Below are 12,187 nucleotides of genomic sequence, written 5' to 3'. Positions count from 1 at the left end.
CGCGGTCCCGCCGGCCGGGCTGATCCCCGCCCGGCCAGGGCGGCCGGACCTCGCGGCGCGCCGCCGCGTCCCGCGCCGGCGCGATGCCTGCGCAATCGGTCCGCGGCCTTCGCAATCAGTATAGAACGCTGGCCTCGCACGACCGAGTGTCACGACCGCTCCGGCGCATCGGCGGCCGGGCGGAACGGGCACCTATGCACCCACCGCTGGCTCACGTGGAAAGGTTCCGTGAAGACGCAAGAAGCGGATGACCTGCCCTGGATGGGATCGCTTCGGGAACAGCACATCCGATCGGGGGTCTCCACCTGGTCGGATATCGCCCTACCCTTCCCCCGCCGGCGCCGTCGCCGCGAGCAGCGCCTCGATCGGGTCCCAGGTGAAGGCGGCCTGCTCCACCACCTCCCCGCCGACGCGGATCGTCTCCCGCGCCGTCTCTCGCCCGCCGAGATGTTCGTAGAACCAGCGCGTCGGGTTGTCCCGCAGCACCCACAGCATGGCGGACCGGCAGCCCACCGCGCGCAGATGCGCCCCCATGGCGCGCATCAGCCGTCGCCCCGCGCCCCTCTCGCGCCAATCCTCCAGCAGGTAGAGCGTCTCGACCTCCCCATCGGCGATCCCGGCCCGCCTGGCCCGCCCGCCGGAGGCGAAGCCGACAACCTTGGGCCCGCCCGCGGAATCGGCGCCGCCGGCCACCGCCACGAACACCGCGTGCCCTTCTCGCCGGTCGAGGATCGCGCGCTGGTAGAAGCCGGCCAGCCGCGCCTCGGACAGGGCGGACAGGAACCCGTCGGGCAGGATGCCCGCATAGGTGGACCGCCACACCGCCGCGTGGATCGCGCCGATCGCCACGGCATCGCCAGGCCGGGCGCGCCGGATGCTGATCACGACGCGCGCTCCAGCACCGCGCAGAAGAAGCCGTCCGTTCCCTGCGCGGCGGGGGACAGCGCGAGCCAATTCCCCTCGCAGGGCGCCGGCACGCCCGGCCGCAACTCCGGCCAGAGCCGGTCGAACGGCACCGGGGCGAAGCGCGCGTCGTGCGCCAGGAAGCGGGCCATCTGCTCCTCATTCTCCTGAGGCAGGAGTGAACAGGTAGCGTAGATCAACCGTCCGCCGGGGCGCACCAATTCCGCCGCCCTCAGCAGAATGTCATGCTGCACCGCGGTAAGTTCCTGAAGGTCCTGGATCCGCGTGCGCAGCCGCGCATCCGGATTGCGCCGCCAAGTGCCTGTTCCCGTGCAGGGCGCATCGACCAGCACCCGGTCGAAAGTCCCGCCGCGGCGCTTCGCCCAGCGGTCGCCGGGCGCCAGCAGGTGCCGCTCGGCATTGTCCACGCCGGCCCGCCGCAGCCGCTTGCCCGCCCCTTCCAGCCTGACGGCAGAGGTGTCGCAGGCCGTGATCCGCCCGCGATTGCCCATGGTGGCGGCCATGGCGAGCGTCTTGCCCGCGGCCCCCGCGCAGTAATCCGCGACGCGCATCCCGGGGCGCGCATCGGCGATCAGCGCGATCAGCTGGCTGCCTTCGTCCTGCACCTCGATCAGCCCGTCGCGATAGGCCTTGGTGCCCGTGACGGGCCGGCGCGCGGGCAGGCGCAGGCCCCAGGGGGAGAAGGGCGTGGCCAGCGCCTCGATGCCCTCGGCCGCCAGGGCGACGGCGGCGGCGGCGGGGTCCGTCTTGAGAAGGTTGGCGCGCAGGTCGAGCGGCGCCTCCGCCTCCAGCGCGGCGGCCTCCTGGGCCAGCCGCGCGCCGAAGCGGGCGCCGAAGCCGGGCAGCACCCAGTCCGGCAGGTTCAGCCGCGGCCCTTCCGGCATGGCGGGATCGACCAGCGCGCGTCCCGCCAGCGCAGCCGCGGCGCGCCGTTCCTGGGCATCGAGCGCGGCCGGGCCGAAATGCGAATCGTCGAACAACGCCTCAGCCTCCTGCCGCGGCCGCCGTTCGAGCAGCAGCAGGTAGGCGAGCAGCAGAAGGCGCGGCGTCGGCGCCATGCCGATGCGCGCGATGTGCCAGTCGAGCCGCAGCCGCTGCCGCACCACGCCCCAGCCGAGTTCGGAGACGGCGCGGCGGTCCCCCCCGCCGATGAAGCGGCGCGCGCGGAAGAAGTCGCTCGCCACCGCATCCGCGGGGCGGCGCCGCGCGTCGGGGGCGAAGCACTGCGCGTCCAGTTCGGCGAGCAGGGCGATGGCTGCCGCGGCGCGGCCGGAGGGCGTCATCCCGCGCGCCCGAGGTGAGGCGCGGTCACGACAGGAGGTCTGTCAGCCCGGACAAGTCCGTCAGCACGGCGACGCCGGCGGCGCCGAGGCCATATTCGTCGGGCGCGCCGGTGCGGTTCACCCGCGCGACGCGCATGTTGAAGGCGTGCGCCGCCTGCGTGTCCCAGGCATTGGCCGAGACGAACAACAGCCGGTCCGGCGGGCAGCCGAACTGGCGCGTGGCGAGGCGATAGACGCGCGGATCGGGCTTGAAGGTGCCGACCTCCTCCACGCTCAGGATCTCGTCCACCAGGGGGGTGATGCCGGCGGCCTCCGCCGCGGCCTCCAGCATCCCCGGCGTGCCGTTGGACAGGATCGCGGTCGCGATGCCCTGTTCGCGGATCGCGGCAAGCGTCGATGGGACCTCGGGATAGACGGGCAGCCTGCGGTAGGATTCCATCAGGTCCCGCGCCAGCGCCGCATCCTCGATCCCGTGCCGGGCGAAGACGTAATGCAGCGCGTCGCGCGTGCAGAGCCAGAAATCCTCATGGTGCGCGGCCCCCGTAAGGCTGCGCACCCAGGTGTATTCCAGCTGCTTCGCGCGCCATTCCTCGGACAGGCGCGGCCAGCGGTCGCCGAGGCGCCGCGCATGCGCCTCCATCGCCGCGTTGACATCGAACAGCGTGCCATAGGCATCGAAGATGACCGCTTCAGGCGCGGACATGCGTGCGAACCCCCAACCCGATTCGCAGCATGGCCGAGAAGACGCGACCTCGCCAACAGGTCAGCGGCGATCAGCCTTCGAGGCGATAATTCGGGGCTTCGCGCGTGATGGCGACGTCGTGGACGTGGCTCTCGCGCAGGCCCGCGCCGGTGATGCGCCGGAAGCGCGCATTCGTCTGCAGTTCCGCAACCGTTGCGCAACCGGTGTAGCCCATCGCCGCGCGCAGCCCGCCCACCATCTGGTGCACGACGGTGCCGACCGGCCCCTTGTAGCCGACGCGCCCCTCGACGCCTTCGGGCACGAGCTTCAGCGCGTCCTGCACCTCGGCCTGGAAGTAGCGGTCCGCCGAACCGCGCGCCATCGCACCCAGGCTGCCCATGCCGCGATAGGATTTGTAGGAACGGCCCTGGTAGAGAAACACCTCACCCGGCGCCTCATCCGTGCCGGCGAAGACGCTGCCCATCATCGCGCAATCGGCCCCGGCGGCGATGGCCTTGGCGAGGTCGCCCGAGGAGCGGATGCCACCATCCGCGATCACCGGCACGCCCTTTTCCCGCGCGGCGGAGGCGGCTTCCATCACTGCGGTCAGCTGTGGCACGCCGACGCCGGCCACGATCCGCGTCGTGCAGATTGAACCGGGGCCGATGCCGACCTTCACCGCGTCCGCGCCGGCCTCGATCAGCGCGAGCGCGCCTTCGGGCGTGGCGATGTTGCCGGCCACGACCTGCACGGAGTTCGACAGGCGCTTGATGCGCTCCACCGCCGCCATGACGCCGTGCGAATGGCCATGGGCGGTGTCGACCACCACCACATCGACCTCGGCGGCGACCAGCAATTCGGCGCGGCGCAGCCCGTCCTCCCCTACCCCGGTCGCGGCGGCGACGCGCAGCCGCCCCATCCCGTCCTTCACCGCATTCGGGTTGGCCTGGGCCTTGTCCATGTCCTTGACGGTGATGAGGCCGACGCAGCGATAGGCCTCGTCCACCACCAGCAGCTTCTCGATCCGGTGCTTGTGCAGCAGGGTCCGCGCCTGGTCGGGCGTGACCTCGGGCGGGGCCGTGATCAGGTTCTCCCGCGTCATGAGCTCATAGACGCGGAGGTTCGGGTCGGTCGCGAACCGCACGTCGCGGTTGGTGATGATGCCGACGAGGCGCCCCGTGCCGCGTTCCACCACCGGAATGCCGCTGATGCGGTGGCGTTCCTGCAGCGCATGCACCTCGGCCAGCGTCTGGTCGGGATGGACGGTGAGCGGGTTCACCACCATGCCCGATTCGAACTTCTTCACCTGGCGGACCTGGGAGGCCTGTTCCTCGGGCGAGAGGTTCTTGTGGATCACGCCGATCCCCCCCGCCTGGGCCATGGCGATCGCCATGTTGCCCTCCGTGACGGTGTCCATCGCCGCGGAGATCAGCGGGATGTTGAGCGCGATCTCCCGCGTCATGCGCGTGCGCGTGTCGGTCTGCGCGGGCAGGACGGTGGAGTAGGCGGGCACCAGCAGCACGTCGTCGAAGGCGTAGGCCTCCTCGATCACGCGCGCGGCGAAGCGGTGGGCATCAGGGGTGCTGTCGGGAGCCATGGGGGACCTTTCGCGATCCGCGACCTTGGCGGCCCTCCTTAGTGCGGTGCGGGATCGCGGGCAAGCGCGGTCGAGAGAAAGGCCGACGGAGACCGCCCGCGGGCCCGCCGGATGGCGCTTCAGGCGGCGGGACGGATCGCCGCCCGCATCTCGAGCGCGGCCAGGATGAAATCCTCGAGCCGAGCGGCATCGATCGCGTCCTCATCCAACCGCACGCGCACGCCGCCAGACCACCACGCCAGGACGGGCGCCGCCGCGTCGCGATGCCGGGACCGCCAGGCTTCGGCGGCGGCGGCGATCCGGGCCAGGTCGATGCCCTCCGGCACGCCGTCGGGCGCATGGACGCTGATACTGTCCGGCAGGCCTGTCGCGTGTTCCGCCTGCCGGGCCGCGTTGGTTCCGGCCGGTGGGCCGATCGTGACACCGAACCCGGCCGGCGCCGGGCAGGAGGCATCGAGGAAGTTGGTCACGCCCTTTCGCGCGATGAGTTCGGCGCTCGAATCAAGGTCCGGATTCTCCCTTTCCTCGTCCCAGTTGTTCACTTCGCAGCGCCAGGCCGCACCGTCGCGCGGGGCGACGCGGATGCGGTTCTCCCGGCCGATGAGGTGAAAAACCCCGGCGAGGGCAAGCCGATCCTCCATCTCCAGCGCCCAGCCGCGCCGCGCGGCCATCGCCGCCAGCCCGTCCCGGCGCCGCCGGTCCGCGATGATCTGGTAGAGGATGGCGGAGCCCATGAGCAGGACCATCCCGGCCAACAGAAGCGACATCGTGCCGCCTGCCATGCTGTTCTCCACCTGCGGCCGGCCATGGCGCCGGGTGATGCGACCCTGCGCCGCATCGGGCCCATGCCGTCCGGACTGTCCGGCGCCGGACGACATGCAGCACCTTACGGCGGGGCAGGGCTGGGGCGACATGCGCTGCGTCACGTCGCCGGCCAAGAACCCGCGGCGGCGGGCGTTGCGTGGTCCGAGCCGGGAGGCGCCTGCGGCGCCGCCGTGGGTGCCGCGGCGCCTGGAGGCCCATCGAGGCGCCGGTCCGCGCCCGCCCCGGCGAAGGGATGCCCGGGCGAGCGACAGGGTCGAAGGGAGTGGAATTTCGACCTCGGCGGTCATCGGATGATTTTCCTTCGCGGCCGACCCAGGGACTTCGCCGGAAGGAGGCACGCCGAGGCCCAAGCCCGGGCATTTGTCCGAAACCGGCACGCCGGGTCACCGGCCGGACCGTAGATCCGAAACCCGCATTCGAGCGCCGCGCCGGCAGCCCGCGCAGGTTCAGGGGCCCCGGAACCCTGTCGCCACCACATACATCTCGGCACTGTCCTTCCGGCTCGCCGGCGGCTTCATGTGCCGCACCACGGCAAAGTCGCGCTTCGGCACGGCCAGCATCTCGGCCTCCGTGCCGCCTTGCAGGAACCTGGCCGCGAAGGCCCCGCCGGGGGCCAGCACGCGGCGCGCGAAGTTGTATGGCGGCGCGCCCGGCCGGCGTCGATGCCGCCCGCGAGGCGGTGGAAGCCCGCCCATGCAAGGCTTCATGGCCATGCCGGCAATCGGGTCTATGGTCGCCTCACCCCATCGGGATTATTCAACATGGCCTGGTTCATCCGCTTCACGCGCTTCCTGACCGCCCATGTGGTGCACAAGCAGGAAAACGTGAATTCCTGCGGCATCGCCTGCATCTTGATGGCGAACTTCAAGATGAAGAAGGGCCTGATGTTCGCCGGCATGTCGGCGGGCGCGCAAGCCTCGGTCGTGCCCATCGTGGGCAAGTATATCGGCCCGACGCTGGCCAAGTCGGCGATCGACTACGCCGTGAAATCCGAGCCCGAGGTTTACAAGATCTACGGCCAGGTGATCGGCAGCACCTATGACGGCACCTCCTATACCGACGCCAAGAAGCACCCGGAGGTGCTGGCGAAGCTCGGCCTCGGTGCCTGGGAATGCCACTGGGCGGGCGAAGCGGGCATGGGGGCGGCGATCAAGGGCGCGGTCGCGGCCGGCGCGCCCTGCATCGCGCATGTGATGTGGGACGGCGGCGGCGCGCATTTCGTGCTGGTGGACGAGACGTCCGACTTCGGCGGCACGAGCTACGCCATGATCAACGACCCCGGCGACGGGGACGTGCACCCGACGGAACTCAGCGCCGGCACAATACGCTTCAAGACCGGCAAGATGTCGGGCTGGATCGTGCGGCGGAAATAGGCGCGGTCAGGCGGCGCGGCGGGAGCCCGTCGACACGCGTTCACCGGGCTCGGCAAGCCGGGACCGCTGGCGGGGTGCCGGGTTCGGTGCATCACGCGCGAACATCGGCTGGCCTGACGCGTGGCGGGAAAGGCGGGCGAGCACCCGCAGTGCCGGCATCACGATGGGTAAGGCGCGCAGGACCACCGCCGTCAGGCTGCTGACCACGTCGCCCTCAAGGCGCCCCGGGGTCCTGCATCCACGCCGGGATGTCCCGCTGGGCGTGCAGCACGCGCCAGACATCCAGATGGTCCGCCGCGTCGCGGTAGAACAGCAGGTAGGGCAAGCGGCGCAGCGGCCAGGCGCGGAGCCCGTCCAGGCGGAGTTCGATGCCATATCGCGGCGAGCCGACACCCGGATGCCGTGGCAGACGTCCGAAGGCGCGCTCCAGCGCGTCGATGAAGGCCAGCGCGACCGGCGTTCCGCCCTCCGCGGCGTAATGGGCGATCGCCTGGTCGATATCCCGCCGGGCAGCCTCGCGCGGGATGACCGGCTTGGGCGTCACGCCCTTGGCGGTTGGCGCAGGCGGTCGCGCAGGCTGGCGAAGTAGGCGTCATCCGCCGGCGCGCCCGGCGCCGAGGCCGCGCCCTCCAGCAGGAGGCCGCGCAGGCGCTCGCGATCCTGGTCCCTGCGGATCAGGTCGCGGATGTACTCGCTACTGGTGCCGTAGCCACGCGCGGCGACCTGGTCGTCCACGAAGGCCTTGAGCGCGTCCGGCAGGGAGACGTTCATGGTGGTCATGGGGTGGAGGGCATCATGCTTGGCAAAATTTGGCAAGGATTTGATCCGCCTCCGCAGCCGGCGACGTTCGAGCACCGCGCGCCTGCGCGCTCAGTCTCCGGTGCCGTCTGGTCCGAGGAATACGCCCCGGAAAAAACGGCGGAACGCATCGTCAATGCGGCGCATGTCCTGCCGGTTCGTCTTGCTCATAGAGTACTGGTAACGAAGGAAAATACCTGGCCGGATGAAGTAGCCCCAGGATCCAGCAGAGCCATTCTCACAAAGATAAGACCCTAGATCTACACAGGCGATATGCGCCGGATCGCCAGGAGCGGCGCGGCCCTCGCGCTCTGGGAAGACGAAATACGTCTTGCCGGTCCCTCGCAGCATTGCGGGCTGCTCGACGATAAAGCCCTCGGGGCTGATCACGGCCTCATCGCGTGCACGGTCGATGAAATACGAGCAGATTCTGTGGTCGCCGGGCCACTCCCGCGACGCGCAGTAAGTCCGTCCAGGGTCCTGGTACACCCAGATCCAGAATACCGGGTAAGGCCGCATGCCGTTCCGATCCACTGGCGCGGGTCCTTCGTATAGCAGTGGCTCGACCAGCCGCGACGTGATGGTGATGCCGACCGGCATGGTTGGGTTGGGCGGTGCCCACCACGCCTCCGCCGCCGCCCTGTCCGCGATAACCTCCTGCAAGGTCGCTTGTCGCGGTTCAAACCCGCCTGGCCGGGTCCGATGCGGCCGTTGGCCATGAACGAACACGACCTGCCCGGCCGGCATGTCCGTCGGGAAGGCGAACCGCCGCCCATAAATCTCGATCACCACCCGCCCATCCGGCAGGCGTTCCCACGCGCGCGCCGCCTCGGCGCGCATCGGCCCGGCCGCCAAGCCGATGGCCAACAGCGCGGCCAGGACCGCCCAGCGCGCCAAACGCCCAAGCCGGAACCGACAACGCCTCACGCCTTCCAGGCTGCCCCGCCGCGCCGCCGCGCCGCAAGCGCAACATCCCCGAACGCCAAAGGCGAATTCACTGGACCCGGTGCGCGCCTTGAAATAGGATCAAATTCCTCGTCGTGCACCCTTGCCGGCGAGGCCGCTCTTTGATCCGACCCCCATCCGTCCCCAAGCCACCGCCACCCCGGCGCCGCCCATTTGTCCGAAAACCACGGGGCTTCGCCTGCCACGCACCCGGCTCCCGCACCGGGCAGCATTTGTCCGAATCCCGCGCCCCCTCACCCGCCCAGCGCCAAGTCACGGTTCCCAAAGGCCTTTCGGCCTTTGCGGGCCCCCATCGGCGTTGCGCCGCAACGTCGATGGGACCCGAGGTGGGGGAGTTTGAGGGGGCAAGGCCCCCTCGCCCCACCGCCCCGGCAATTTGTCCGAAACGCTCAGCCCCGGAACCCCGTCGCCACCACATACATCTCCGCACTGTCCTTCCGGCTCGCCGGCGGCTTCACGTGCCGAACCGTGGTGAAGTCCCGCTTGAGCACCGCCAGCATCTCGGCCTCGGTCCCCCCTTGCAGCACCTTGGCCGCGAAGGCCCCACCCGGCGCCAGCACCCGGCGCGCGAAATCCAGCGCGATCTCGGCCAGCGCCATGATGCGCAGATGGTCGGTGGAGGTATGCCCCGTCGTGTTCGGCGCCATGTCGGACAGCACCAGGTCCGCCTTGCCGCCCATGGCCGCGATGGTGCGCTCCTCCGCCTCCTGCTCCTGAAAGTCGCCCTGCAGGACGGTCGCCCCAGGCACCGGGTCCATCGGCAGGATGTCGATCGCGACGACCTGCCCGCGCGCGCCCACCGCCTTCACGGCCACCTGCGTCCAGCCGCCCGGCGCCGCGCCCAGGTCCACCACCCGCATCCCGGGCTTGAGCAGCTTCAGCCGCTCATCCATCTCGAGCAGCTTGAAGGCCGCGCGGGACCGCAGCCCGCGTTCCCTCGCGGCCTTCACGTAGGGGTCGTTCAACTGCCGCGTCAGCCAGCGCTGGGACGCGGTGGAGCGGCCCTCCGCGGTGCGCAGGCGGGTCGCCATGCCGCGCCCGGCGGCCGGCGGCTTCTTCGCCATTCCTCGCTTCCTTCTATCGCCCGCGGCGGCGCGGCGCGGCGCGCTCGGCCCGCATCATGCGGGTCAACATCCCTTCCCGCAGCCCGCGATCGGCCACCGTCAGCCGCGGCGTCGGCCAGACCCGGCGGATCGCGGCATACACCGCGCAGCCCGGCAGCACGAATTCCACCCGGTCAGGCCCAACGCAGGGATGTTCCGCGAGCCCCTTGCGCCCGAGCGCGAACAGGTCGCCGAGTGCGAGGTCCGCCGCCTCGCAATCCAGGATCTTGCCGTCCACCAGCGGTCGGCGGTAGCGCGGCAGCGCCATCGCCACGCCAGCGAGCGTCGTCACGGTCCCCGAGGTGCCCATCAGCCGCACCCCGCCGGCACGGATCTCCTGCCCGATGCGGTGGATGCGGTCGAATTCCGCGAGATGCGCCGCGACTTCGTCCACCACCTCGAAGAAGCCGCGTTCGGTGAAGCAGTCCTGCCCGGCCCGCTCGGCGAGCGTCACGACGCCGAGCGGGAGGGAAACATAGCCGATGAGATCCGGCGGCACGCCCTCCCCCGCCCCCGGCGGCACGCGGATCCAGGCGATCTCGGTGCTGCCGCCGCCGATGTCGAACAGTAGCGCGCGGCGATCCTCCGTCTCGAGTAGCGGCGCGCAGGACTCCATCGCGAGTTCCGCTTCCTCCCGCGCCGAGATGATGCGCAGGCGAAGCCCCGTCTCGGCGGCGATGCGGGCAAGGAAGGCGGGCCCGTTGCCGGCGCGGCGGCAGGCTTCGGTCGCCACTGCCTCCAGCCGCCGCACCGGCCGGCGCGCGAGCTTGTCGGCGCAGGCGCGCAGCGCCGCCGCGGCGCGGTCCATCGCCGTGTCGGACAGGTGCCCCGTCTGCGCGAGGCCTTCCCCCAGCCGGACGATGCGGCTGAAGGAATCGAGCACGCGGAACCCGCCCGGGCCGGGTGCGGCGATCAACAGCCGGCAATTGTTGGTGCCGAGGTCGAGCGCGGCGAAGGCCGGCGGCGCATGCTCGGCGCGCGCCGGCCGCTCGGGCGGGGCATCGGTCGCGCAACGGGGCAGCATCTCGGGCATCTCGCAATCCGGACCGGCGAGGGAAGGCGCGGGTCGCCGCAGAATGATCCGGACATGTGGGGCGCGGGGCAAGCGCTTTCCATGGCGCTCGCAGCCGGCAGGCGCGTCAGGGAATCGCGGCGGCGGCCTCGGTCACGCGGCGGCCGGCTTCGGCGGGGTCCCGGCAGATGCGGGGAAGGCCCTCGCCCACGCGGTCGAAGGCGCCGCGGGCGATGCGCCCCTCCGGCCCCGACGCCAGCGCGACCAGGGCGGGGACGATGACCTGGGCTTCCCGGCGCCAGCGGGGGGCGAGGTCCGCACAGGTGAGGGTCGCGAAGTCGACTGTGACCGGCTCGCCCTCCTGCGAGGTGACGGCGGCGGCGATGTCGGCCAGCCGGCGCGTCGCCCCGTCCGGCGCCTCGCAGGCGGCGCGCAACGCGGCGCGGATGGGGGTGGCCAGATCGAGTCGCACCTGGCTGGACCCGGCGCGGGCCGCGAGGTGGCCGATCAGCGCCGCAGGCAGGTAGCGGGCGGTCAGCGGCGCACCCTCGGCCATCACATCGGCGCAGGTGGCGGTGGCGAGCGCGATCTCCTGCGCCGCTGCCGTCGCGGGCAGGCCGAGGAGCAGTAGGGCGACGATGCGGCGGCCGTGCATGCGTTTGTCTCCGGAGGCAGCGCCCCGGCGCCGCACGAGATATTCATGCCGCGCGGAGATTGACGATCCGCGAAGCGCGCGCCGCATGGCGGAGGTTGCCCGCACCGCGCGGTTTTGCTATGTGCCCGCTCCCGGCGATGGTCGGGACCCGTTGGGGGATAGTTTAGCGGTAGAACTCCCGGCTCTGACCCGGGCAGCCTTGGTTCGAATCCAGGTCCCCCAGCCACCTCTCCCATCATTCCCTGAACCGCGGATGGCCCGCGCTGCCTGGGGTCATGCCCATGCAGAGGCACGCCGTGCGGCCTGGCGACGGCCACGCGGCATAGCGCGGCGCGGCTGTCAGCCGCCCGCGTGCTTCGGGGTATCGTCGGAATGGCGGCCTTGCCGGACCCGCGCGCCGGCCGCGTGCGCGACGAGGCGCGCCGTCAGCGGCGCGCCTTGCCCTTGGCGATCTCGCGTTCCACCTGCGACCGGTCGGATGTGCCCGTCCGGCGCATGATCTCCCGCACGATCGCGGGCGAGATCCGATGCCGCTTCGCGAGCACCGCGACATCTTCGTCGGTCATCGCGTCAGGCTTGGCCACTGTGGCGTCGACGGCGGGGTATGCCATGTGTTCGTCCTGTTCGACGGCGGCCGCAAGGCGGCCGGCCGGATGAAGCAGCGGCGCCGCGAAGCGCCGCCGCCCGGTGTTACTTTCGGCGCGCCTGGCGCGCGGCGTAGCGCGCGTCCCGCAGCGCCTTCTGCTCGGCGGCCAGCGCCAGGGCGCGGGCCTTCTTCTCGGCATCCAGCAGCACGGCGCGCTGTTCGCTCTCCATCGCTGCCGCGGCAGCCTCGCGGGCGGCCTCGACCTGCCGCTGCGCTTCCTCGGCGGCGAGGCGCGCGAGTTCGGCCTGGCGGGCCGCTTCCTCGGCTTCGAGCCGCCTCGCTTCGGCGGCGGCGGCCTCGGCCTGGGCGGCGCGCTCGGCCAG

The 12,187-nt window shown here is 71.5% G+C and carries 15 protein-coding genes, 1 tRNA gene and 1 pseudogene; 2 read left to right on the top strand and 15 right to left on the bottom strand.

Annotated elements, in window-relative coordinates; all coding sequences use genetic code 11:
- Window positions 1–321 precede the first annotated feature (321 nt).
- The 6 genes and pseudogenes from HW577_RS12125 to HW577_RS12100 all read right to left on the bottom strand — a co-directional run.
- Window positions 322–885 (bottom strand): GNAT family N-acetyltransferase, encoded by a 564-nt coding sequence (locus HW577_RS12125; protein WP_198376392.1) that lies wholly within the window; start codon window positions 883–885, stop codon window positions 322–324.
- Window positions 882–2,207, bottom strand: coding sequence for an RsmB/NOP family class I SAM-dependent RNA methyltransferase (locus tag HW577_RS12120; RefSeq protein ID WP_198376391.1), 1,326 nt, complete (start codon window positions 2,205–2,207; stop codon window positions 882–884). Before HW577_RS12120 ends, HW577_RS12125 begins: the two co-directional genes overlap by 4 nt.
- Before the next feature lie 25 nt (window positions 2,208–2,232).
- The gene (locus HW577_RS12115) at window positions 2,233–2,910 is read right to left on the bottom strand and encodes a haloacid dehalogenase type II (RefSeq protein WP_198376390.1); all 678 of its coding nucleotides are present in this window, start codon (window positions 2,908–2,910) and stop codon (window positions 2,233–2,235) included.
- 70 nt (window positions 2,911–2,980) lie between these two features.
- On the bottom strand, window positions 2,981–4,486 hold the full coding sequence (gene guaB / locus HW577_RS12110; RefSeq protein ID WP_198376389.1) for an IMP dehydrogenase: 1,506 nt from the start codon (window positions 4,484–4,486) through the stop codon (window positions 2,981–2,983).
- A gap of 119 nt (window positions 4,487–4,605) precedes the next feature.
- On the bottom strand, window positions 4,606–5,268 hold the full coding sequence (locus HW577_RS12105) for a hypothetical protein (protein WP_198376388.1): 663 nt from the start codon (window positions 5,266–5,268) through the stop codon (window positions 4,606–4,608).
- A 489-nt stretch (window positions 5,269–5,757) separates the two neighbouring features.
- Window positions 5,758–5,946: pseudogene (locus HW577_RS12100) on the bottom strand (SAM-dependent methyltransferase); the annotation flags it as partial.
- Between the two features lie 126 nt (window positions 5,947–6,072).
- On the opposite strand from HW577_RS12100, the gene HW577_RS12095 reads away from it, so the two are divergent.
- Window positions 6,073–6,684, top strand: a complete 612-nt coding sequence (locus HW577_RS12095) for a cysteine peptidase family C39 domain-containing protein (RefSeq protein WP_198376386.1) — start codon at window positions 6,073–6,075, stop codon at window positions 6,682–6,684.
- A 6-nt stretch (window positions 6,685–6,690) separates the two neighbouring features.
- Here HW577_RS12095 and HW577_RS12090 read toward each other — a convergent pair whose 3' ends face one another.
- From HW577_RS12090 to HW577_RS12060, 7 genes are all read right to left on the bottom strand, one after another.
- Window positions 6,691–6,891 (bottom strand): hypothetical protein, encoded by a 201-nt coding sequence (locus HW577_RS12090; protein ID WP_198376385.1) that lies wholly within the window; start codon window positions 6,889–6,891, stop codon window positions 6,691–6,693.
- A gap of 7 nt (window positions 6,892–6,898) precedes the next feature.
- Window positions 6,899–7,228: a type II toxin-antitoxin system RelE/ParE family toxin gene (locus HW577_RS12085; protein WP_198376384.1), complete on the bottom strand. Its 330-nt coding sequence runs from the start codon at window positions 7,226–7,228 to the stop codon at window positions 6,899–6,901.
- Complete coding sequence (locus HW577_RS12080) at window positions 7,225–7,464, bottom strand: type II toxin-antitoxin system ParD family antitoxin (RefSeq protein ID WP_232474879.1); 240 nt, start codon at window positions 7,462–7,464, stop codon at window positions 7,225–7,227. Before HW577_RS12080 ends, HW577_RS12085 begins: the two co-directional genes overlap by 4 nt.
- Window positions 7,465–7,554: 90 nt before the next feature.
- A complete protein-coding gene (locus HW577_RS12075) occupies window positions 7,555–8,379 on the bottom strand; it encodes a hypothetical protein (protein ID WP_198376383.1) in 825 nt (274 codons plus the stop codon).
- 458 nt (window positions 8,380–8,837) lie between these two features.
- On the bottom strand, window positions 8,838–9,512 hold the full coding sequence (locus tag HW577_RS12070; protein ID WP_198376382.1) for an RlmE family RNA methyltransferase: 675 nt from the start codon (window positions 9,510–9,512) through the stop codon (window positions 8,838–8,840).
- Window positions 9,513–9,525: 13 nt separating this feature from the next.
- Entirely contained in the window at window positions 9,526–10,584 is a 1,059-nt protein-coding gene (locus tag HW577_RS12065; RefSeq protein WP_232474878.1) for a Ppx/GppA phosphatase family protein, read from the bottom strand.
- A 106-nt stretch (window positions 10,585–10,690) separates the two neighbouring features.
- Window positions 10,691–11,218 (bottom strand): hypothetical protein, encoded by a 528-nt coding sequence (locus tag HW577_RS12060; RefSeq protein ID WP_198376381.1) that lies wholly within the window; start codon window positions 11,216–11,218, stop codon window positions 10,691–10,693.
- 152 nt (window positions 11,219–11,370) lie between these two features.
- On the opposite strand from HW577_RS12060, the gene HW577_RS12055 reads away from it, so the two are divergent.
- A tRNA-Gln gene (locus HW577_RS12055) sits at window positions 11,371–11,444 on the top strand.
- A 199-nt stretch (window positions 11,445–11,643) separates the two neighbouring features.
- Here the strand turns inward: HW577_RS12055 and HW577_RS12050 are convergent.
- Window positions 11,644–11,829 (bottom strand): hypothetical protein, encoded by a 186-nt coding sequence (locus HW577_RS12050; protein WP_198376380.1) that lies wholly within the window; start codon window positions 11,827–11,829, stop codon window positions 11,644–11,646.
- Window positions 11,830–11,908: 79 nt separating this feature from the next.
- Window positions 11,909–12,187 (bottom strand): hypothetical protein (locus HW577_RS12045; protein WP_419956585.1); only part of this gene is annotated, 279 nt, incomplete at its 5' end.

This window comes from Neoroseomonas rubea (assembly GCF_016106015.1).
In the GTDB taxonomy this organism is placed as follows: domain Bacteria; phylum Pseudomonadota; class Alphaproteobacteria; order Acetobacterales; family Acetobacteraceae; genus Neoroseomonas; species Neoroseomonas rubea.
This window is presented reverse-complemented; position numbering and strand designations above follow the sequence as displayed.